The organism is Kitasatospora sp. NPDC091207 (assembly GCF_044768625.1).
Lineage (GTDB): Bacteria > Actinomycetota > Actinomycetes > Streptomycetales > Streptomycetaceae > Kitasatospora.
In genome coordinates this window covers 100,792-120,490 of sequence record NZ_JBIVVS010000002.1, presented here as the reverse complement: position 1 = coordinate 120,490, position 19,699 = coordinate 100,792, and the positions used below count along the sequence as shown (strand labels likewise).

The window sequence follows — 19,699 nt, the reverse complement described above, 5'->3', positions numbered from 1 at the left end:
TCGCTGGTAGGGCCGGGACGGAAGAAACGTCACCGCAGGTGGTGGGCGCCTGCCCGCCCGCCACCGGCCCTGCCCGCCTGCCGCCTGCTCAGCCGCCGGCCTGCCGGCCCGCCCGCGCGCCCGCCACCGGCCTCGGCCGTCACCCCGGCAGGACGAAACCCGACTCGTACGCGGCGATCACCGCCTGGGTGCGGTCGCGGGCCCCGAGCTTGGCCAGCACGCTGCCGACGTGCGTCTTGACCGTCTCCGGGCTGAGCACCAGCCGCCCGGCGACCTCCCCGTTGCTCAGCCCGGCGGCCATCAGCCGCAGGACCTGGCCCTCCCGCTCGGTGAGCCGGTCGATCGGCCCGCGCCCGGCGCCGGCCGTCCGCCGCCCGGCCGGCACCTGGCGCAGCGCGAGCTCACGCACGGCGGCCGGGAAGAGCAGCGAGTCCCCGCGCGCGACCAGCCGCACCGCCTGCACCATCTCCTCCGCGCTGGCCCGCTTGAGCAGGAACCCGGCGGCGCCGGCCCGCAGCGCGTCGTACACGTGGTCGTCGTGCTCGAAGGTGGTGACCACCAGGACCTTGGGCGGCTCGGCCATCCCGCCGACCAACTGCTCGGTGGCCCGGATGCCGTCGATGCCGGGCATCCGGACGTCCATCAGCACCACGTCCGGGCGCAGCGCGCGGGTCAGCGGGACGACCTCGGCGCCGTCGGCCGCCTCGCCGACCACGGTGAGGTCCGGCTCCGCGTCGATCACCACCCGCAGGCCGGTCCGCACCAGTCGTTCGTCGTCCGCGATGACCACGCGGACGGCTCCGGTCGTGTCGTTCATCGATCCCCTTCCAGTGGCAGCCAGACGGCCAGCCGCCAGTTCGTGCCGTCGTCCGTCGGACCGGCCGCGTACCCGCCGCGCAGCACCGCCGTCCGCTCGCCGATCCCGCGCAGTCCCCGGCCGCCGCCGGGGCGGCTGGGGCGGGCCGGGCCCAGCGGGTTGGTCAGCTCGATCTCCAGCCGGTCGGCCGCCCGCCCCACCCGCAGTCCGGCGGGCGCCGGCCCGGCGTGCCGCAGCACGTTGGTCAGCCCCTCCTGGACGATCCGGTAGGCGTCGCGGGACAGGGCGGCGGGCAGCCGGTCCAGGCCGGGGGCCAGCTCGGCATCGACCGCGACGCCGGTGCGGGCGAGCTGGCGCAGCAGGTCGTCCAGCCCGGCCAGGGTCGGCCCGGCGGGCTCCGCGTCCGTCCGGTCCTCCTCGCGCAGCAGGCCGAGCACGGCGTCCAGCTCGGCGACGGCCGCCCGTGCGGTCTCGCCGATCGCCCGCAGCGCCTCGGCGGCGAAGTCCGGGTCGGACCGCAGCACCCGGGCGGCCGCCGAGGCCTGGATGCCGACCGCGCTGAGCGCGTGGCCGACCGAGTCGTGCAGCTCGCGGGCGAGCCGGTTGCGCTGGGCGAGGACGGTGGCCCGGCGTTCGGCGGCGGCCAGCCGCTCCTCCGGGGCCGGGCCGAGCAGCACGGGCGCCCACCGGGCGAGCAGGGCGCCGAGCCCGGCGCTGACGGCGAGGATCAGCAGCAGGAGCGACAGGCCCAGCAGCGGTCCGGGCAGCCAGGACGGAAACCCGCGGTCCTGCCAGAAACGCACCACGTCGTCCGTCGCGGGCCCGCCCAGTGGGGAGATCACCAGCACCACCGCGAACGGCGTCCCGGCCAGCGTCATCCCGCTGACCACCCCGCCGAACAGCACGTGCAGCACGTACCAGACGGCGGTCCGGCGCCGGGCCGCCCACGAGCGGGCCGGTCCGGTGGCGACCTCCTCGGCCCGGTGCGGCGCGCAGAGCGCCCGGGCCGCCGCCCCCTCCAGCGCCCGGACGGTCGGGACCAGGGCGGTGACGGCGGCCATCGGCAGCGAGAGGCCGAGCGCGGCGAAGTAGAGGAGCAGCTGGACCACCGGACCGTGCGCCGGGTTCAGCGCGCCGAGCAGCACGGTCGACAGCATCCAGTAGGGCATCAGCAGCGCGCCGCCGAGCACCAGGTGCACCCAGCGCAGCCGTGCCCGCCGGCCGGCCAGCGCGCTCCCGGCGCGCCGCGGCCCCCACCGTCCCGTGCCCGCCCCCGTGTTCACCGGGCCGACTCTACGTCAGCGGCCTTGGCCCCCGAGGGGCTTGCCGCCGCCCGCTCGACCAGGGCGAGGGTGCCCACCACCAGCACCAGCAGCCCGGCCACCACCTGGACGGACTGCACCAGGGTGAGCAGTCCGGGCATCGCCCGGCGCCGGCCGGGGACGTCCGTCCCGGCGACGATCCGCCTCCCCCGCCGGGGGGAGCCGCCGGCCCGGGTCTCCTCCCTGGAGACCCGGGCCGGGTGGCCGCGACGGGCTAGGGAATGATCGGCTCGCAGCCGATCGCCGTGCCGCCGGCGGTGAGGAACTGCTTCCAGAGGTCGGTCCGGTCGGGGAACAGGTAGTGCGTCGCCACCCCCGGTGCGAAGCCGTCGCCCATGGAGAAGTAGACCGGCTTGCCCTGGCAGGTCACGACCAGCGCGCGGCTCGCGCGGTCGGCAGTCCAGCGCGCCCGCCCGAACCCGGGTGCCTCGATGCTGTACTCAGGGCGGTCGCCGGTGACCCTGGGCTCGGTGGTGATCGAGAAGGTCTCGACCGGGCGGGACGTCTCGTCGCTGGTGATCGCGCACGACCAGACCGGGGTGAACGCGGTGGTCGCCTGCTGTCGGTAGGTGTTCTTCGCGTCGGGAGCCTTGGCCGGGGCCATACCGGGGAGCCCGCAGAGCCCGGCGAAGTCGACGGGCATCCGGGCGCCCTGTGCCGACAGGCTCTTCACCGCGAGTGTCCTTCCGTCCCCGCAGTTCCTCTCCTTGGCGGCCGTGTTCGCGAACACCACGGCCAGCCGGGCGAGGCCTTCGACCCTGTCGCTGTCGTCGCTGAGGCCCACCTCGGCCCGCAACCCCTTGGTACAACCCTCGGGAAGCACCGCCCAGGCCTTGGAACCGGTCACACCACCGACCGCGTCGCCGGAGAACAGACGCGCGTCCGGCGCCGCCGGGCCGTCTGCGGTCTTCGCGTCGAAAGCGATGTGGAAGGACGCGGACCGTTCTGACTTTCCGAACAGACCGGAGCTGACCGTTGCTACGCACGATCCCGGCCCGTCGTAGGTGCTGGGCGACCAGCCGTCGCTCTTCTCCTCGCTGATCCGTCCGGGGCCCAGGGCCGCGTGCACCTCGTCCGCCGTCGCGGCACCGCCGCACACGCTGTCCGGTCCCAGCACGTTCGTCAGGTTGTACAGCAGCACCCCCGAGACGCCGGCCGTGATCGCCACGATCACGGCCGCCGCCCGAAGGCGCAGCCGCCGGGTGGTGAAGCCGCGGGCTGTCAGCGCAGTGTCCAGCCGAGTGCCGACTCCTTGCGTTTCGCCCTGCCCGCAGTCGACGGACGGGTCGTCGTGGTGATCCGCGTGCTTCATCTCAGCTCCGGCCCAGTGCATTACGGTAGGTCTCGTTGACCCCGGTGTGGTAGCTGAGGTCGGTCTGATGGAGCAGGGACTGTGTGACGCCGCCCGTGGCCTTGATCTCCTGGTCCGAGAGCCCGGCGATGCTCGCCCGCTCCCGGATCATGGCATCAAGCTGGTTGTAGCCCCCCGAGAACGTCTTCGACAGCTCTTCCTGGGTCTTCAGGTCGGCCTCGGCGTTCAGCCCGTTCGCGTAGTCGGAGGTGCCGACGTCGACGAGTCGCTGGATCAGGTCGCCGGCGACGGGTATGGCGGTAAGAGGGGTTCCAATGACGTGATAGTCGAGCTTGGCGCGCCAATTGTTCTTGAAGACCTCGTCGTCGCGGTGGTCGGTGATGACATCCGACCGGGTACCGCTGAGTACGCCCATGACCTGACCGGCCTCCTGGGTGAATCCCTCGATCGTGTGATTCGGACGGCCGGTGCTGTCAGGCCTGAACGCCTCGGCCGGGTAGGTGTCGAGTCGACGGGCGACTTCCTGGGTCTCCGCGTAGTGGATGGCCTTGAACGCTTCGGGGTCCTCGGCCACTCCCCGGATGGTCCGGATCAGTTGATCACGGTCGATGGTCAGCTTGCTTGTCTCCGAGGTGCCCCCGACGTTCTTGCCCAGAATTTCGTACGTGTCGGGTGCGTAGTCGGCAATCATGTTGCCGAGCGGGCGCCGCAGGCCTGCGGGCAGCTCGTTCTCGTGGCCGGCCTTGTCACCGCCGAGATGCGTGATGGTGTCGGACATGATCCGAGCCATCGCCTCGTCGTGGGGCCGGGCGGGCGGCTGGTTGCCGTGCGGGTCACGGCCGGTGGCGGCGGCCTCCAGGGCGTCGCCGAAGGCGCCGCGGGAGGTGTTGCGCGCGATGCTGTCGAGCTGCTTGTCCTCGTAGCCCTGATTGGGCCACGTGCGGTCCTTGAGCAGGTAGTCGAGGTTCTTGTTGGCGCCCGGGTCGAGGAATTCCTTGGACGCCTCCGGGTTGCGGCTCATCGCCCGCATCAGGCCGCCCATCGGGTCGCCCTGCTTGTCCATCACCCCGCTGTAGAGCGGGCCCCACAACTGCTCGCCCTTGGTCTTGCTGTTCTTCTCGTAGTCGACCAGGTCGTTGCCGACCTTCTCCAGGAACGCCTTGTCGTAGTCGCCCTTCGCGCCCATCAGTTCGGTCAGGGCCGGGTAGCTGTCGTTGAACCCGGCGGCCGAACCGCCGGGCTTGCGGGCGGCCTTGAGCAGGTTGTCCTGCCACTCCTTGCCCATGCCGCCGTCCTTGGTGGCGGTGGCGAGCACCTGGGAGAGGTTGCCGTAGATGTCCTGGTAGTCCTTGGCGTTGCGGTCGCCGTGGGCGAGGTCACCGTAGGTCTTGGCGTACACCAGCAGCGCGTCCGGGCCGGTCTTGTCGCCCGCCTTGAGGCCGTTGAGCAGGGTGGTGGAGAAGTCCTTGGAGCCGGAGTTGGCGGCCATCAGGTTCTGCAGCCGTTGGCGCTCCTCGTCGGAGAGGCTGCCGGCCTTGCTCAGCAGGTCGGTGGCGCGCTTCGCGTCGGCCACGTCGCCGCCGCCGTAGGGGCTGGCGTTGAAGGCGGTCGTGCTGGTGCCGACATCGGTCTGCAGGGCGGACGAGGCGCGCTGGTCGGCCGCGGTGGCCTTCTCGACGGCCCTGGTCAGCCGGTCGGATATCCCCTGGGCCTTGCCCTTCATGTCGCCCTGGTACTGGCGCTGGGCCTCTTGGAAGTCGGGGTCGTTGTGCGAGGTGGAGTCGGTCGGCATCGGCGGCCAGCTGACCGTGCCGTCGGCGGCCACCGCGAGCTTCTGCCCCTCCGCGTCGTGGAGCGCCGCGTCCAGGTCCTTGCGGGCGGCGGTGAAGTCCGAGGCCGCGTCGCGGATGATCGCCGCGAGGGCGGTGGCGACGCCGGAGGCCTGGGTGAAGTCGGTGTCGATGGTCTTGAGCGTGCGGCCCGCGTCGTCGGCGGCCGCGCCCTGCCAGCCCGCCCGCTGCGGGGTGTTGGTGAGGTCCGTGCCGACCCGGGTGTCGAGCGATGTGAGCGCCTTGGCCATGTTGGTCCAGGCCTCGGCCGTCTCGGTGACGCCGGAGAAGTCGGCCTCGTGCAGTTCCTTGAAGGACACCATGCCTCTGGGGCTCCTCTGTCAGTTCTCGGTTCTCGGGGCCGGGGGCTCAGTGGCCGAACTGGCCGGCGGTGGCGTGCTCGTTGGCCTGGTAGGTGCGCTGGGTGGTGTCGAGGTTGTCGGCGGTGGCGGTCAGCTTGTCGTGCAGGCTCTTGCACTGCTGCAGCCAGCGTTCGGTGGAGCCGGTGAGGGCGCCGCCGAAGGAGAAGCCGCGGATCCTGGTGGCGGCGGTGCTCGCGTGCTCGGCGAGGTTGTTGCCGCCCTTGCCGTTGGCGCTGTCCAGGTCGGTGGCGATCTGCCGGGCGATGCCGGCCGAGGCGTTGAGCTCGTGCGGCCGGTCCAGCCGGGTGGTGGGGGCGGACGGCGGCGGGCCGGGGGCGGGATTCGGGGTGGGCCCGGCCGCGAACGGGGACGTGCCCGGTGCCGAGATCGGGATGATGGTGTCCGGCGACGGGTTGCGAGGTGCGCCCGGCGGGGAGGCCGGCTGGACCGGCCCGGTGGTGAACCCTGGGGAAACCATGTGCGTCTTCTTTCCTTTCCTCCGACGAGAGGTCAGAACCCCTTTGACAGCAGGACGACCGTACCGGCCCGCCCCGTAGGTGTACCGACGCACCCTCCGTCACCCCGGTTGCACGGTCCGCGCCAAGGAAGCGCCAGGGCCGTGTCGGCGGGCGAAGGGTCTTGTTACCGGCGGGTCGCATCCCTATCATCGCGAGTGTTACAGCTTTACTGTCAAACCCCGAAGGGGTGGTGGCCCGTGCGTGGCCCGAGCAGCCCCGGCCCGCTGGCCGGCGTCCGGGTGGTCGAGCTCGCGGGGATCGGCCCGGGCCCCTTCGCGGGCATGTTGCTGGCCGACCTCGGGGCCGACGTGGTCCGGGTGGACCGGCCCGACCCCTCGCCGCTGGCCCAGGATCCGGCCTACGACGTCACCAACCGCAACAAGCGCTCGGTGCTGGTCGACCTGAAGTCCCCCGGGGGGCCCGGCCAGGTGCTCGACCTCGTCGAGCGCGCCCACCTGCTGATCGAGGGCTACCGGCCCGGCGTCGCCGAACGCCTCGGCGTCGGCCCGGACGCCTGCCTGGCCCGCAACCCCGCCCTGGTCTACGGCCGGATGACCGGCTGGGGCCAGGACGGCCCGCTGGCCGCCCGGGCCGGTCACGACATCGGGTACGCGGCCGTGGCCGGGGTGCTCGGCCTGATCGGATCCCCCGAACAGCCGCCCGCCGTCCCCGCCAACCTGCTCGGCGACTACGCCGGCGGCTCGCTCTACCTGGTCGTCGGTCTGCTCGCCGCCCTCCACCACGCCGGCGCGACCGGCACCGGCCAGGTCGTCGACGCGGCCATCGTGGACGGCGCCGCCCACCTCACCACCGTGCTCTGGGGCCTGCTCGCGGCCGGCCGCTGGCAGGACCGCCGGGGCGTCAACCTGCTCGACGGCGGCGCGCCCTGCTACGCGGTCTACCGGGCCAAGGACGGCGGCGACCTCGCCGTCGGCGCGCTGGAGCCGCGGTTCTACGCCGAGTTCGCCCGGCTGCTGGGGCTCGGACCGGACGCGCCCGGACAGTACGACGTGGCCCGCTGGCCCGAACTGCGGGAGCTGATCGCGGCCCGCTTCGCCACCCGGACCCGCGCCGAGTGGGAGGCCGTCTTCGCCGGCTCCGACGCCTGCGTGGAACCGGTCCTGACGCTCCGTCAGGCCGCTTCGTACGACCACCTGGTGGCCCGCGGCACGTACGTCGAGGCGGACGGCGTGACCCAGCCCGCCCCCGCGCCCCGGTTCTCCGCCACCCCCGGCACGCTGCGCCGGCCGCCGGCCCGGCCGGGCGCCGACACCGCGGCGGTGGCCCGCGACTGGGGCGTGCCCGCCCTGCTGCCCCCGGACGCCCGGACCACCCCGGACGCCCGGACCACCCCGGACGCCCGGACCACCCCGGACGCCGAGGCCCGATAAGGAGCTTGCCGTGGAACGCGACATCTACACCGAGGAGCACGAGGACTACCGGGCGACCGTCCGGTCCTTCCTCGCCAAGGAGGTGCTGCCGCACTACGACCGCTGGGAGCGGGCCGGCATCGTGGACCGGTCCGCCTGGCTCGCCGCCGGCCGGCAGGGCCTGCTCGGGCTCGCCGTCCCCGAGGAGTACGGCGGCGGGGGCGCCGCCGACTTCCGCTACGCCGCCGTGCTGGCCGAGGAGTTCGCCCGCGCGGGTGCCTCCGGTCTGGCGATCGGCCTGCACAACGACATCATCGGCCCGTACCTCACCGCGCTCGCCACCGACGAGCAGAAGCGCCGCTGGCTGCCCGGGTTCTGCGGCGGCGAACTGATCACCGCCATCGCGATGACCGAGCCCGGCACCGGGTCCGACCTCCAGGGCATCCGCACCCACGCCGTCGACCAGGGCGACCACTACCTGCTCAACGGCGCCAAGACCTTCATCTCCAACGGCATCCTGGCCGATCTGGTCGTGGTGGTCGCCCGCACCACCCCCGAGGGCGGCGCGCGCGGTCTGAGCCTGCTGGTGGTCGAGCGCGGGATGCCCGGTTTCGAGCGCGGCCGCAACCTCGACAAGATCGGCCAGAAGGCCCAGGACACCGCCGAGTTGTTCTTCGAGGACGTCCGCGTCCCGAAGACGAACCTGCTGGGCGAGGAGCACCGGGGCTTCCACTACCTGATGCAGAACCTCGCGCAGGAGCGGCTCACCATCGCGGCCGCCGCGATCGCCGGGGCCGAGTACCTGGTCGAGATCACCACCGAGTACGTGAAGCAGCGCGAGGCCTTCGGCCGGCCGCTCGCCAAGCTCCAGCACATCCGCTTCGAGATCGCCGAGATGGCCACCGAGTGCGCGGTGACCCGCGCCTTCGTGGACCGCTGCATCACCGAGCACAACCGCTACGCGCTCACCCCGGCCGACGCCTCGATGGCCAAGTGGTGGGCCACCGAACTGCAGAAGCGCACCGCCGACCGCTGCCTCCAACTCCACGGCGGGTACGGGTACATGAGCGAGTACCCGGTCGCCCGCGCGTTCACCGACGGCCGCATCCAGACCATCTACGGCGGGACCACCGAGATCATGAAGGAGATCGTCGGACGCTCCCTGCTGGGCTGACGCCGCTCCCGCCGCGGCCGGTCGTCCGCCCCTCGCCGACCGGCCTGCGCCCCGAACACCCCTCGCCCGGACACCCTCCTCGCCCGGACACCCCCTCGCCCGGTCAGACCCCCGAAAGGCTCTCCACCGTGACCACCGAAGCGTACGTCTACGACGCGATCCGCACCCCGCGCGGCCGGGGCAAGGCCAACGGCTCACTGCACGGCACCAAGCCGATCGACCTGGTGGTCGGCCTGATCCACGAACTGCGCCGCCGCTTCCCGGAGCTGGACCCGGCGGCCGTCGACGACATCGTGCTCGGCGTGGTCAGCCCGCTCGGCGACCAGGGCTCCGACATCGCCCGGATCGCCGCCATCACGGCCGGCCTGCCCGACTCGGTGGCCGGCGTCCAGGAGAACCGCTTCTGCGCCTCCGGCCTGGAAGCGGTCAACCTGGCCGCCGCCAAGGTCCGTTCGGGCTGGGAGGACCTCATCCTGGCCGGCGGCGTCGAGTCGATGTCCCGGGTGAAGATGGGCTCCGACGGCGGCGCCTGGGCGATGGACCCGATGACCAACTACGAGAACCACTTCGTCCCGCAGGGCATCGGCGCCGACCTGATCGCCACCATCGAGGGCTTCTCCCGCACCGACGTGGACGCCTTCGCCGCCGAGTCGCAGGCCCGTGCGGCCAAGGCGCAGGCCGACGGCCTCTTCGACCGCTCGGTCGTCCCGGTCCGCGACCGCAACGGCCTGGTCGTGCTGGAGCGCGACGAGTTCATCCGGCCCGGCACCACCGTGGAGACCCTGGCCGGCCTCAAGCCCTCCTTCGCCGGCATCGGCGAGGCCGGCGGCTTCGACGCCGTCGCCCTGCAGAAGTACCACTGGGTGGAGGCCGTCGACCACGTCCACCACGCCGGCAACTCCTCCGGCATCGTGGACGGCGCCGCCCTGGTCGCGATCGGCAACCGGGGCATCGGCGAGCGGTACGGCCTGCGCCCGCGCGCCCGGATCGTCTCCGCCGCGGTCTCCGGGTCCGAGCCCACGATCATGCTCACCGGACCGGCCCCCGCCACCCGCAAGGCGCTCGCCAAGGCCGGGCTGACCGCCGCCGACATCGACCTGGTCGAGATCAACGAGGCCTTCGCCGCCGTCGCCCTGCGCTTCGTCCGCGAGCTCGGCTTCCGCCCGGACCAGGTGAACGTCAACGGCGGCGCGATCGCCCTCGGGCACCCGCTCGGCGCCACCGGCGCGATGCTCCTCGGCACCGTGGTCGACGAGCTGGAGCGCCGCGACCTGCAGTTCGGCCTGGTCACCCTCTGCGTCGGCGGCGGCATGGGCATCGCCACCGTCGTCGAGCGCGTCTGAGCCTCCGGTCGCCCGCCGCCGCCCCCTCCAGCGGCGCGGTACGCGCGGCGCCCCCCTTGTCCCGGCCCTCACAGGAGACCCCGAACCCATGAGCGACACCACCACCATCCGCTGGGAGCAGGACCAGGACGGCGTGGTCACCCTCGTCCTCGACGACCCCGCCCAGTCCGTGAACACCATGAACGACGCCTTCACGGCCGACTTCGACGCCACCGTCGAGCGCCTCGCCGCCCTCGGCGACGAGCTGCGCGGCGTCGTGATCACCTCGGCGAAGAAGACCTTCTTCGCCGGCGGCGACCTCCGGATGCTCTCCGCCGCCCGCCCCGAGGACGCCGCCGCCGTCTTCGAGAAGTCGATGCGGATCAAGCGCGCGCTGCGCCGGCTGGAGACGCTCGGCAAGCCGGTGGTCGCCGCCGTCAACGGCAGCGCGCTCGGCGGCGGCCTGGAGATCGCGCTGGCCTGCCACCACCGGATCGCCCTGAACACGCCCGCCGCCCGGATCGGCCTGCCCGAGGTCACCCTCGGCCTGCTGCCCGGTGGCGGCGGAGTCGTCCGCACGGTGCGGCTCTTCGGCATCACCGACGCGCTGCTGAACGTGCTCCTCCAGGGCCGCCAGTACCGCCCGGAGCAGGCGCTCCAGCACGGCCTGGTGCACGAACTGGCCGACACCCCGGAGGAGCTGACCGCCCGGGCGCGCGCCTGGATCGAGGCCAACCCGAGCGCCGTCCAGCCCTGGGACGTCAAGGGGTACAAGATCCCCGGCGGCACCCCGGCCACCCCGGCGCTCGCCGCCAACCTGCCCGCCTTTCCGTCCAACCTGCGCAAGCAGCTGGCCGGCGCGCCCTACCCGGCGCCGCGCAACGTGCTGGCGGCGGCGGTCGAGGGCGCCCAGGTGGACGTCGACACCGCGATGGTGATCGAGGCCCGCTACTTCACCGAGCTGGTCTGCGGGCAGACCGCCAAGAACATGATCCAGGCGCTGTTCTTCGACATGCAGGCGGTCAACTCCGGGGCCGGACGGCCGCAGGGCGTCGAGAAGCGGACGGTGCGCAGGGTCGCCGTGCTCGGCGCCGGCATGATGGGCGCGGGCATCGCCCACACCTGCGCCAAGGCCGGCATCGAGGTGGTGCTGAAGGACGTCACCGTCGAGGCGGCCGAGCGCGGGAAGGCCCACTCCGCCGCCCTGCTGGACAAGGCGGTGGCACGCGGCCGCAGCACCGGCGAGCAGCGCGACGAACTGCTCGCCCGGATCACCCCCACCGCCGAGGCCGCCGATCTGGCCGGCTGCGACGTGGTGATCGAGGCCGTCTTCGAGAATCCCGAGCTCAAGCAGAAGGTGTTCCAGGAGATCGAGGACGTGGTGGCGCCGGACGCGCTGCTCTGCTCCAACACCTCCACCCTGCCGATCGGCCTGCTCGCCGAGGGCGTCGGGCGCACCGCCGACTTCATCGGCCTGCACTTCTTCTCGCCGGTCGACAAGATGCGGCTGGTGGAGATCATCCGCGGCCCGCGGACCGGCGACGAGGCGCTCGCCCGCGCCTTCGACCTGGTCCGCCAGATCGACCGGACGCCGATCGTGGTCAACGACTCGCGCGGCTTCTTCACCTCCCGGGTGATCGGCCAGTTCATCAACGAGGGCGTGGCGATGGTCGGCGAGGGCGTCGACCCGTCCTCCGTCGAGCAGGCCGCCGCCCAGGCCGGCTACCCCGCCAAGGTGCTCTCGCTGCTCGACGAGCTGACGCTCACCCTGCCGCGCAAGATCCGCGACGAGTACCGGCGCGCGGTCGAGGAGGCCGGCGGCACCTGGACCGCCCACCCGGCGGACGCGGTGGTGGACCGGATGGTCGACGAGTTCGGCCGCCCCGGGCGCAGCGGCGGCGCCGGCTTCTACGAGTACGGCGAGGACGGCCGGCGCGGCCGGCTCTGGCCGGGCCTGCGCGAGCACTTCACCCCGGCCGGGGCCGCCGTCCCGTTCGAGGACCTCAAGGAGCGGATGCTCTTCAGCGAGGCGCTGGACGCGGTCCGTTGTCTGGAGGAGGGCGTGCTGACCTCGGTCGCCGACGCCAACGTGGGCTCCATCCTCGGCATCGGCTTCCCGGCCTGGACGGGCGGGGTCTTCCAGTACATCAACGGGTACGAGGGCGGCCCGGCCGGTTTCGCGGCCCGTGCCCGCGAGCTCGCCGCCGGCTACGGCGAGCGGTTCGCGCCGCCGGCCCTGCTGGAGCGGATCGCCGCCGAGGGCCGGACCTTCACCGACTGACGGCCGGACGGCTGGGCGGGTCGGCGGCCTCCACCGAGCGCGCCGCCTCGCCCAGCTCCTCCCGCAGCGACCGCTGGAACGCCGTCACCAGCGCCTGCGCGACCATCGGCTGGATGTGGTCCGTCAGTTCCTTCATCCGTTCCAGCTCCGCCGGCGCCGGTTCGCTCTCCCGGTAGGGCTTCCAGACCGTCTCGCGGAACAGCCGCTGCAGCTCGTGGGCCGTCGCCCGGCTGTGCTCCAGGACCACCGCCCGCGCCGCCCGCAGGGTCTCCAGCGGGATCGGCACGTCCAGGATCCGCACCCCGAGCGGGAGCAGCCCCGGATCCACCCGGAAGACCTCCGGGTCCGCCGTCCGCTCCAGCGCGCCCATCGCCGCCAGCCGCGCCAGTTGCTCCGGCGAGAGCCCCCGCCCGGCCCGCCGCTCCAACTGCCCCCGGCTCAGCTCCTCCGCCGCCTCCGGGGTCCAGGAGGCCACCAGGGCCCGGTGGATCGCCAGGTCCAGCGGCGTGCTGTCCTGCGGCAGTGACGCCAGGTAGCGCTCGATCGCCGCCAGGGTGAGCCCCTGGCGCTGGAGCTCCTCGATCAGCCCGAGGCGGTCCAGGTGGTCCGCGCCGTACAGCCCGACCCGGCGCGGTCCGAGTTCGGGCGGCGGCAGCAGTCCCTTCGTCCCGTAGAAACGGACGGTCCGCACCGTCACCCCGGCCCGCGCCGCCAGCTCGTCGACCGTCAGCCGGATCTCGACACCCTCCCGCGCCGCCATCCGCCACCCCTTCGACCCTGTCGCACCAGTGCTGTAACAGCAGCAGTGTGACAGTGCCCGGCCGACCGGTCCACCGGTGTCGCGCGGCGGACCGGTGGCGGGAGGGGCCCCGGTGGACCGGTCGGCCGGCGTCAGCGGTCGTCGTCAGCGGGAGCCGGCGTCGGCGAGGTCCGGGTGGTGGCGGCGGGTGACCTCGGGGTGTGCGCGGGTGTAGCCCTTCCACTCGTTGAGGCCGAACTCGGCGAAGAGCGGGTTTCCCGGGTCCTGGGTGGCGCCAGGGGCGTGGTGTGCCAGGGGGAAGTCGAGCGGCTCGATGTGGGCGTCCAGGCGGGGGTTGTAGAAGAACGGGACGGAGAAGCGCTCGCGGGCGCCGGCCGGGCTGACCACGCGGTGGCTGGTGGCCTTCAGGTAGCCGTCGGTGGCGACCTCCAGCAGCTCGCCGAGGTTGACCACGAAGGCGCCCTCCATCGGCGGGACCTCCAGGAAGCTGCCGTCCGCGCGCTCGACCTGGAGGCCGCCGACGGTGTCCTGGAGCAGGAGCGTGATGAAGCCGTAGTCCTTGTGCGCGCCGACGCCCTGGCCGGCGCCGTCGGGTGCGGTGCCGGGGTAGCGGACCAGCTTCAGGCGCAGGTGGGGGTGGCCGGCGAAGGCGTAGTCGTAGAAGTCGGGGCCGGCGCCGATCGAGGTGAGGAGCTCGTGCAGCAGCCGCTGGGCGACAGAGCCGAGGCGGTCGATCCAGCCGAGCGCGGCGGTCCGCAGCTCCGGCAGTGTCCCGGGCCACTGGTTCGGGCCCTCCAGCCACCAGTAGGGCGGCTCACCCCGCCCCGGGACGTGCGGGGGCAGCTCGGCGCCGATGTCCAGCTGGTCCCGCCAGTCCTGGCTGCCGCCGGTGAGCTCGTCGCCGGTGCGGGTGTAGCCGCGGAAGTGCGGGGAGTTGAGGTTGCTCACGGCGAGCCGGTCGGCCTCCGGGAGGGCGAAGAACGCCCGCATCGCGTCGATCAGGGCGGTCGTCTCGGCCGGGGTGACGCCGTGGCCGACGAGCTGGAAGAAGCCGACGCCGGTGGCGGCGGCCCGCAGCTCGTCGTGCAGGCGGAGCCGGTCGTCGGGGGTGCCGTCGGCGAGCGAGAGGTCGATCACGGGGAGGGCGTCCGCGGGGGCGGCGGCCGACGGGGAGGTGGAGGGGTGCTGCTGCGTCATGGGTGACATCCGCTGGGTCTCGTCCTGGCCGTTCCCGGTGATCGACCGGGGACGCCGGGGCCACGCCTGGTGCGGCGGGAGCCCCGGGGCCAGGAGGGGGGACGCGGTCGGTGGGGACCGCGTGAGGGTGGGAGGCGCGAGGTTCAGCCGGAGCGTCGACAGGACATGCTCGTCACGCGGAGCAGGTCCACGTGGAGACGACGAACGAGTATGAGCACGTCACCAGCCTAAATGACGGTCGGAGCGGCGGGGAGACCCGTGCGTCGGGTTCATGTCGTGCTCCTGACAATCGACCCTGCGGATGTCCTGCGGAGCCCCTCCGGGGCCGCGCGCGGGCGGCCCCCGCCCGGCCGTCGCGCCCGGCCGTCGCGCCCGACTGTCGCGACCCACCGGGGAGCCGGGCGCCGCCCCCGCCCCCCCCCCGCCCCGGGGGGGGGCGGCGGGGGGCGGGGGGGGCCCCCCCGCGGGGGGCGCCAAGGGGGCGCGCGGGGGCGCCCCCCCGGCCCGCGGCGCCCGGCGGTCGCGCCCGAGTGGCGCGCCCCCCGGGGGCGCCGGCCGCCCCCCCGGCCCCGGCGGGGCGGGGGCGGCGGCCGGCGGTTCAGGCGAGGCGCGCCGCGGCGTAGGCCTCGATGGCATCGCGCTGGTACGCCGCGAGGCCCGGTGCGATCGCCTCGTAGGCGTCGCGCCACCGCGCGTTCTCGACGCAGGAGCGCCCGATCGCGCGGTACTCCCCGGCGGTGACCGGCGAGAGCGCGGTCAGCGCCCGGTACTGCCCGTCGATCTCCGCCTGCACCGCGTCGGCGTCGGCGGGCGCGCCGGCCGCCATCAGCTCGGCCAGCCGGATCATCAGCGCGGTGCGATCGCGCTGCCCGGCCTCGATCTCGGCGTCGCTCATCGTCGCCGTGGCCCGCCGGCCCTGTGCGGCCAGCTCCGGCCAGTCGCGCAGGGTGTCCTCGTAGTCGGCGGGCCGGGCGCCCTCGAACAGGTTCTCCGGTCGGTTGATACCGGTCATGGGAATGCCGTCCTTCCTGGACTGCTCCAGTTCGACGATCGTGCGGGAGACGGTGGCGGCCAGGGTGTCCAGCCGGTCGCGTTCGGCGAGCAGCCGCTGCCGGTGGCCGCGCAGGGCCGCCAGCTCGTCCACCTGCGAGGCCAGGATGCGGCCGATCTCGGGCAGGCCCACCCCGAGCGCCCGCAGCACCAGGATCTGCTGCAGGCGCAGCAACTGGGCCTCCTCGTAGTACCGGTGGCCGTTGGAGCCGATCCGGGCGGGCGGCAGCAGCTCGATCTCGTCGTAGTGCCGGAGCGTGCGGGCCGTGACACCCGACATGCGTGCGACCTCCGCGATCGGCCAGGCCATCGCCGTCTCCTCACACCTTCGTCTCACCGGGCCGGTCTCTCCGGCCCTGAACAGGACGGTAGAAGCTGCCGCTGCGGCAGCTTCAAGTCCGGCGGCCCGCCGATCTTGGCAGAGCCTTGTCCGCGCCCTTGCCGTCCGCTGTACGGGTGCTAACCCGTCGGCCGCGAGAGTGAATCCAGATCCGGAACAGCCGACTCTCCCGAGCAGGAGCCCTGATGAAGCCTAAGATCCGCACCCGCGTCGTGATCGCCACGGCGGTCACCGTCGCCGCCGCCGGCACCTTCACCGCCGGTGTCGGGGTCGCCCAGGCCGGTGACGACCAGGGCCGGCGCGGCAAGGTCACCGAGCGCGAGATCGCGGGGCTCTTCGACCAGTGGAACGCGGCCCTGCAGACCGGGGACCCGGCGAAGGTCGCCGACCGCTACGCCCGGGACGCGGTACTGCTCCCCACCGCGTCGCCGAAGATCCGCACCAACCGCGCGGAGATCACCGACTACTTCGAGCACTTCCTGCAGAAGAAGGCGCGCGGCGAGAAGATCCGTTCGGTGGTCAACATCCTGGACGCCGACTCGGCGATCGACGCCGGGCTCTACCGCTTCCACCTCACCGACCCGGCGACCGGCGCGACCAAGGCGGTCGAGGCCCGCTACACGTACGAGTACGAGAAGCGCGGCGGAAAGTGGCTGATCGTCAACCACCGCTCCTCGGTGCTCCCCGCCGAGGGCTGAGCCCGCCGTGCGCGGGGGCGTCGCGCCACGGGAGCCGGACCGGCCTGCGCCGTGGAGCCCGGACCGGCCGGCGGCTCGGAACCCGGCCGGCCGCCGGGCGGCCGGCCGCGGTCCCGGCCGGGTGTCGGTCCGCAGGCCGATCCGCACCGCGAGCCCGCCGCCGGGCGCGTCCCGCAGGGCCACCGCGCCGTCGTCGTCGGTCACCAACTGCTTGACGATGGCGAGCCCGAGGCCCGAGCCGGACCGGCCGGTCAGCCCCTGGCCGCGCCAGAACCGGTCGAACGCGCGGGACTGCTCGGCGGCGGACATCCCGGCCCCTGGTCGAGGACCTCCAGCACCACCTCGTCGCCGGTCGCCACCTCCAGCCGGACGGTGATGGTGGCGCCGTCGGGGGAGACCTCCAGCGCGTTGGAGAGCACGTTGTCCAGCACCTGGTCGAGGTTGCCGGGACCGGCCAGCACGTGCAGGCGCTCACCGGCACGGCGGCCGTCGGGGCCGGGCCGGCCGGGCCGCCGCGCCCCGGCGGCCCCGGGGTCAGCCCTCCGGGCGGGCGGCGGGCCGCTGGGGCGCGGCGGACGGGAAGGGACAGCCGCCGGCCGGGCCGCCGCCGTCCTCGAAGGTGCCGAGCTCGGCGACGCGGTAGCCGCCCGGGTAGCTGCGGACCTGCCGCCCGTCGCGGGCCAGGCGCGGGGTGCGGCGCGGCGGCAGGAGGCGGACGAGCCTGCCGCGCAGCCGCATCCCGGCGCGGACGGCGTGCCGGAGGGCGGCCGGCGGCCTGGGGTAGCCGAAGGCCTCGCGCAGCGGGTCGTCGAGCAGGCAGACGGACGACATCCGCAGGGAGGGCCGCAGCGGGGCCGGGTACCAGGAGGCCATCAGGCCGAGGGTCGCGTCGGAGACGTCCCGGCCGCCCCGGTCGTAGCCGAAGTGGGCGCGCTCGTAGTCGTCCAGCAGGCGCTCGAACCCGTCGTACGTCTCCGGGATGCCGCTCAGGCCCATCCGGCGGCCCAGTTCGCGGTAGTAGTTGGTGGTGGCCCGCACCTCGTGCGCCGAGTACGGGCGCCAGCCGTAGTCGTCCAGCCAGCGCTTGGGCACCACGACGAAGGTGGCGAGCACGTACCGGAAGTCGTCGTCGGAGATGTCGTACCGGCGGTGCATCCGGTTCATCCGCCGGACCGCCTCCCGGCCCTGCTCCGAGTCGAAGCCGTGCTCGACCACGGCCTCCAGGATCAGCACGGTGTCGTCGTAGCGCTTCTGCGGGCGGCGGGTGAACTCGCCGGTCCCCGCGAGCAGCCGGCCGATGCTGGGCACCGCGTAGGTGCGGTAGAGCGCGAAGCCGAGCGACTGGACGGTGTCCCACGGGAATTCGTACCAGCTGCTGATCCGGTAGATCTCGGTGAACTCGGTCTCCGGGTCCAGCTTCTGAATCTTCTTCAGCCAGTCGTATCGTTGCACGGGCCGACTGTAGGGACCGGTCGTGGGCGGGTCAACGAGGCGGGTGGCACGGCCGCCGGGCGTGGGTGCGCGCCCCGCGCCCACCGCGGCGCTAACTTCTTCGCAGATTCTCCGCCGGGGATGTCGAAATCGCGCGGCGTGCTTCTACCTACCCGTGAGAGGCGCCCAGCAGGGGCCTCGACGAGGGACAACGAGCCGAGAAGAGGCGCAGGACCATGAAGTACATGTTGTTGATGCAGTTCAGCGAGAAGACGGCCGGCTTCCCCAAGATCGAGGAGTGGAAGCCCGAGGAGATCACGGCGCACATCCGGTTCATGAAGGAGACCAACAGCAGGCTCGCCGAGGCCGGGGAGCTGGTCGACGCCCAGGGCCTGGCCATGCCGGAGACCGCCCGGCTCGTGCGCTCGCACAGCGGCGGCGCGCCGGTGGTCACCGAGGGCCCGTTCCCGGAGACCAAGGAATGGGTGGCCGGCTGGTGGATCGTGGACTGCGACGGTGTCGAGCGGGCGGTCGAGATCGCCGCCGGTGTCTCCGCCGCTCCCGGCCCCGGCGGAGAGCCGCTGAACATGCCGATCGAGGTGCGCCAGGTGATGTCCGCGCCGCCGGCCGAGCTGTGACACCACCCGCCGGGCCCGTCGATGACCTGCTGCGCGCACTCGCGCCGCAGGTCGTCGGCGTGCTCACCCGCCGCTACGGGGACTTCGCCACCGCGGAGGACGCCGTCCAGGAGGCCCTGCTGGACGCCGCCACCCAGTGGCCCGAGGAGGGGCTGCCGGGCAACCCGCGCGGGTGGCTGGTCCAGGTCGCGGCGCGCCGGATGACGGAGCTGGTCCGCAACGAGCAGGCCCGCCGCCGGCGTGAGGGCCTGGTGGCCGCGCGGGTCCCGGTGGACCGCTCCGTCGCGGCGGCCGCCGACGAGGAGGACCCGGCCGCCCGGGACGACACCCTCACGCTGCTCTTCCTCTGCTGCCACCCGGCCCTCACCCCCGCCTCGGCGATCGCGCTCACCCTCCGCTCGGTGGGCGGTCTGGGCACCGGGGAGATCGCCCGCGCGTTCCTGGTCCCGGAGGCCACCATGGGCCAGCGGATCAGCCGCGCCAAGCAGCGGATCAAGGCCTCCGGCGTGCCGTTCCGGATGCCGGACGCGGCCGAGTGGCCGACCCGCCTCGACGCGGTGCTGCACGTGCTCTACCTGATCTTCAACGAGGGCCACACCAGCAGTGCCGGGCCCGATCTGCGGCGGGTCGAGCTGTCCCGGGAGGCGATCCGGCTCACCCGGGCCGTCCACGCGCTGCTCCCGGACGACGGCGAGGTGGCCGGTCTGCTCGCGCTGATGCTGCTCAACGACGCCCGCGGCCCGGCCCGCACCGGCCCGGACGGCGACCTCGTCCCGCTCGCCGAGCAGGACCGCACCCGCTGGGACGCCGCCGCGATCGCCGAGGGCGTCGCGCTGATCACGGCCGCCCTGCCGCGCGGACCGGTCGGGCCCTACCAGGTGCAGGCGGCGATCGCGGCCGTCCACGACGAGGCCCCGACCGCCGCCGAGACGGACTGGCCGCAGATCCTCGCCCTGTACGGGGTGCTGGAGCGGATCTCCGGCAATCCGCTGATCACCCTCAATCGGGCGGTCGCCGTCGCCATGGTCGACGGTCCGGCTGCCGGTCTCGCCCTCCTCGACGGTGCTCCGGCCGCCCTCGCCGACCACCACCGGCTGTACGCGGTCCGCGCCCATCTGCACGAGCTGGCGGGGGAGCGCGAGGCCGCCGTCGCCGACTACCGGGCCGCCGCCCGCCGCACCGCCAGTCTGCCGGAGCGCCACCACCTCAGCCTGCGCGCCGCCCGCCTGGCGAACCCGGGGCGCCTCTGACGGGCGGCGAACCACGTGACGGGCAGCC

17 protein-coding genes and 1 pseudogene are annotated in these 19,699 nt (G+C 73.7%); 7 read left to right on the top strand and 11 right to left on the bottom strand.

The window, feature by feature from the left end; all coding sequences use genetic code 11:
• Positions 1 to 139: 139 nt before the first annotated feature.
• The 6 genes from ACIQTO_RS05180 to ACIQTO_RS05155 all read right to left on the bottom strand — a co-directional run bounded on the left by ACIQTO_RS05180 (position 140) and on the right by ACIQTO_RS05155 (position 6,120).
• Complete coding sequence (locus tag ACIQTO_RS05180) at positions 140 to 817, bottom strand: response regulator (RefSeq protein WP_402383091.1); 678 nt, start codon at positions 815 to 817, stop codon at positions 140 to 142.
• A complete protein-coding gene (locus ACIQTO_RS05175) occupies positions 814 to 2,100 on the bottom strand; it encodes a sensor histidine kinase (RefSeq protein WP_402383088.1) in 1,287 nt (428 codons plus the stop codon). Before ACIQTO_RS05175 ends, ACIQTO_RS05180 begins: the two co-directional genes overlap by 4 nt.
• Positions 2,097 to 2,240: a hypothetical protein gene (locus tag ACIQTO_RS05170; protein WP_402383085.1), complete on the bottom strand. Its 144-nt coding sequence runs from the start codon at positions 2,238 to 2,240 to the stop codon at positions 2,097 to 2,099. The genes ACIQTO_RS05175 and ACIQTO_RS05170 overlap by 4 nt, the downstream gene beginning before the upstream one ends.
• Positions 2,241 to 2,353: 113 nt before the next feature.
• Entirely contained in the window at positions 2,354 to 3,451 is a 1,098-nt protein-coding gene (locus ACIQTO_RS05165) for a hypothetical protein (protein ID WP_402383082.1), read from the bottom strand.
• A 1-nt stretch (position 3,452) separates the two neighbouring features.
• Positions 3,453 to 5,603, bottom strand: coding sequence for a DUF6571 family protein (locus tag ACIQTO_RS05160; protein ID WP_402383080.1), 2,151 nt, complete (start codon positions 5,601 to 5,603; stop codon positions 3,453 to 3,455).
• Between the two features lie 46 nt (positions 5,604 to 5,649).
• Positions 5,650 to 6,120, bottom strand: coding sequence for a hypothetical protein (locus ACIQTO_RS05155; RefSeq protein ID WP_402383077.1), 471 nt, complete (start codon positions 6,118 to 6,120; stop codon positions 5,650 to 5,652).
• A 237-nt stretch (positions 6,121 to 6,357) separates the two neighbouring features.
• Between ACIQTO_RS05155 and ACIQTO_RS05150 the strand changes: the two genes are divergently transcribed.
• The 4 genes from ACIQTO_RS05150 (at position 6,358) to ACIQTO_RS05135 (ending at position 12,307) form a co-directional block, all read left to right on the top strand.
• Positions 6,358 to 7,551: a CaiB/BaiF CoA transferase family protein gene (locus ACIQTO_RS05150; protein WP_402383074.1), complete on the top strand. Its 1,194-nt coding sequence runs from the start codon at positions 6,358 to 6,360 to the stop codon at positions 7,549 to 7,551.
• Positions 7,552 to 7,561: 10 nt separating this feature from the next.
• Positions 7,562 to 8,704 carry an acyl-CoA dehydrogenase family protein gene (locus ACIQTO_RS05145; protein ID WP_402383071.1) on the top strand — a complete coding sequence of 381 codons (1,143 nt, stop codon included), beginning with the start codon at positions 7,562 to 7,564 and terminating at the stop codon, positions 8,702 to 8,704.
• Positions 8,705 to 8,832: 128 nt separating this feature from the next.
• On the top strand, positions 8,833 to 10,047 hold the full coding sequence (locus ACIQTO_RS05140; protein WP_402383069.1) for an acetyl-CoA C-acetyltransferase: 1,215 nt from the start codon (positions 8,833 to 8,835) through the stop codon (positions 10,045 to 10,047).
• 88 nt (positions 10,048 to 10,135) lie between these two features.
• Positions 10,136 to 12,307 carry a 3-hydroxyacyl-CoA dehydrogenase NAD-binding domain-containing protein gene (locus tag ACIQTO_RS05135; RefSeq protein WP_402383066.1) on the top strand — a complete coding sequence of 724 codons (2,172 nt, stop codon included), beginning with the start codon at positions 10,136 to 10,138 and terminating at the stop codon, positions 12,305 to 12,307.
• On the opposite strand, the gene ACIQTO_RS05130 is transcribed toward ACIQTO_RS05135, so the two are convergent.
• The 3 genes from ACIQTO_RS05130 to ACIQTO_RS05120 all read right to left on the bottom strand — a co-directional run bounded on the left by ACIQTO_RS05130 (position 12,297) and on the right by ACIQTO_RS05120 (position 15,624).
• Positions 12,297 to 13,067 carry a MerR family transcriptional regulator gene (locus ACIQTO_RS05130; protein WP_402383063.1) on the bottom strand — a complete coding sequence of 257 codons (771 nt, stop codon included), beginning with the start codon at positions 13,065 to 13,067 and terminating at the stop codon, positions 12,297 to 12,299. The two genes, ACIQTO_RS05135 and ACIQTO_RS05130, sit on opposite strands and share 11 nt — an antisense overlap.
• Positions 13,068 to 13,211: 144 nt before the next feature.
• Positions 13,212 to 14,264 carry an isopenicillin N synthase family dioxygenase gene (locus tag ACIQTO_RS05125; protein WP_402383061.1) on the bottom strand — a complete coding sequence of 351 codons (1,053 nt, stop codon included), beginning with the start codon at positions 14,262 to 14,264 and terminating at the stop codon, positions 13,212 to 13,214.
• Between the two features lie 598 nt (positions 14,265 to 14,862).
• Positions 14,863 to 15,624 carry a MerR family transcriptional regulator gene (locus ACIQTO_RS05120; protein WP_402383058.1) on the bottom strand — a complete coding sequence of 254 codons (762 nt, stop codon included), beginning with the start codon at positions 15,622 to 15,624 and terminating at the stop codon, positions 14,863 to 14,865.
• A 215-nt stretch (positions 15,625 to 15,839) separates the two neighbouring features.
• Between ACIQTO_RS05120 and ACIQTO_RS05115 the strand changes: the two genes are divergently transcribed.
• The gene (locus ACIQTO_RS05115) at positions 15,840 to 16,352 is read left to right on the top strand and encodes an SgcJ/EcaC family oxidoreductase (RefSeq protein ID WP_402383055.1); all 513 of its coding nucleotides are present in this window, start codon (positions 15,840 to 15,842) and stop codon (positions 16,350 to 16,352) included.
• A gap of 111 nt (positions 16,353 to 16,463) precedes the next feature.
• On the opposite strand, the pseudogene ACIQTO_RS05110 reads toward ACIQTO_RS05115, so the two are convergent.
• A pseudogene (locus ACIQTO_RS05110) lies at positions 16,464 to 16,822 on the bottom strand (sensor histidine kinase); the annotation flags it as partial.
• 64 nt (positions 16,823 to 16,886) lie between these two features.
• Positions 16,887 to 17,804, bottom strand: coding sequence for an oxygenase MpaB family protein (locus tag ACIQTO_RS05105; RefSeq protein WP_402383053.1), 918 nt, complete (start codon positions 17,802 to 17,804; stop codon positions 16,887 to 16,889).
• 215 nt (positions 17,805 to 18,019) lie between these two features.
• Here ACIQTO_RS05105 and ACIQTO_RS05100 point away from each other — a divergent pair, with 215 nt between their 5' ends.
• On the top strand, positions 18,020 to 18,421 hold the full coding sequence (locus ACIQTO_RS05100; protein ID WP_402383050.1) for a YciI family protein: 402 nt from the start codon (positions 18,020 to 18,022) through the stop codon (positions 18,419 to 18,421).
• Positions 18,418 to 19,671, top strand: coding sequence for an RNA polymerase sigma factor (locus tag ACIQTO_RS05095; protein ID WP_402383047.1), 1,254 nt, complete (start codon positions 18,418 to 18,420; stop codon positions 19,669 to 19,671). The genes ACIQTO_RS05100 and ACIQTO_RS05095 overlap by 4 nt, the downstream gene beginning before the upstream one ends.
• Positions 19,672 to 19,699: the final 28 nt, after the last annotated feature.

Bases quoted from the DNA above. Each gene is read 5' to 3' on its own strand.
- ACIQTO_RS05180 (WP_402383091.1), bottom strand. From the start codon at position 817: ATGAACGACACGACCGGAGCCGTCCGCGTGGTCATCGCGGACGACGAA.
- ACIQTO_RS05170 (WP_402383085.1), bottom strand. From the start codon at position 2,240: ATGCCCGGACTGCTCACCCTGGTGCAGTCCGTCCAGGTGGTGGCCGGG.
- ACIQTO_RS05165 (WP_402383082.1), bottom strand. From the start codon at position 3,451: ATGAAGCACGCGGATCACCACGACGACCCGTCCGTCGACTGCGGGCAG.
- ACIQTO_RS05160 (WP_402383080.1), bottom strand. From the start codon at position 5,603: ATGGTGTCCTTCAAGGAACTGCACGAGGCCGACTTCTCCGGCGTCACC.
- ACIQTO_RS05155 (WP_402383077.1), bottom strand. From the start codon at position 6,120: ATGGTTTCCCCAGGGTTCACCACCGGGCCGGTCCAGCCGGCCTCCCCG.
- ACIQTO_RS05135 (WP_402383066.1), top strand. From the start codon at position 10,136: ATGAGCGACACCACCACCATCCGCTGGGAGCAGGACCAGGACGGCGTG.
- ACIQTO_RS05130 (WP_402383063.1), bottom strand. From the start codon at position 13,067: ATGGCGGCGCGGGAGGGTGTCGAGATCCGGCTGACGGTCGACGAGCTG.
- ACIQTO_RS05125 (WP_402383061.1), bottom strand. From the start codon at position 14,264: ATGACGCAGCAGCACCCCTCCACCTCCCCGTCGGCCGCCGCCCCCGCG.
- ACIQTO_RS05120 (WP_402383058.1), bottom strand. From the start codon at position 15,624: ATGGCCTGGCCGATCGCGGAGGTCGCACGCATGTCGGGTGTCACGGCC.
- ACIQTO_RS05115 (WP_402383055.1), top strand. From the start codon at position 15,840: ATGAAGCCTAAGATCCGCACCCGCGTCGTGATCGCCACGGCGGTCACC.
- ACIQTO_RS05100 (WP_402383050.1), top strand. From the start codon at position 18,020: ATGAAGTACATGTTGTTGATGCAGTTCAGCGAGAAGACGGCCGGCTTC.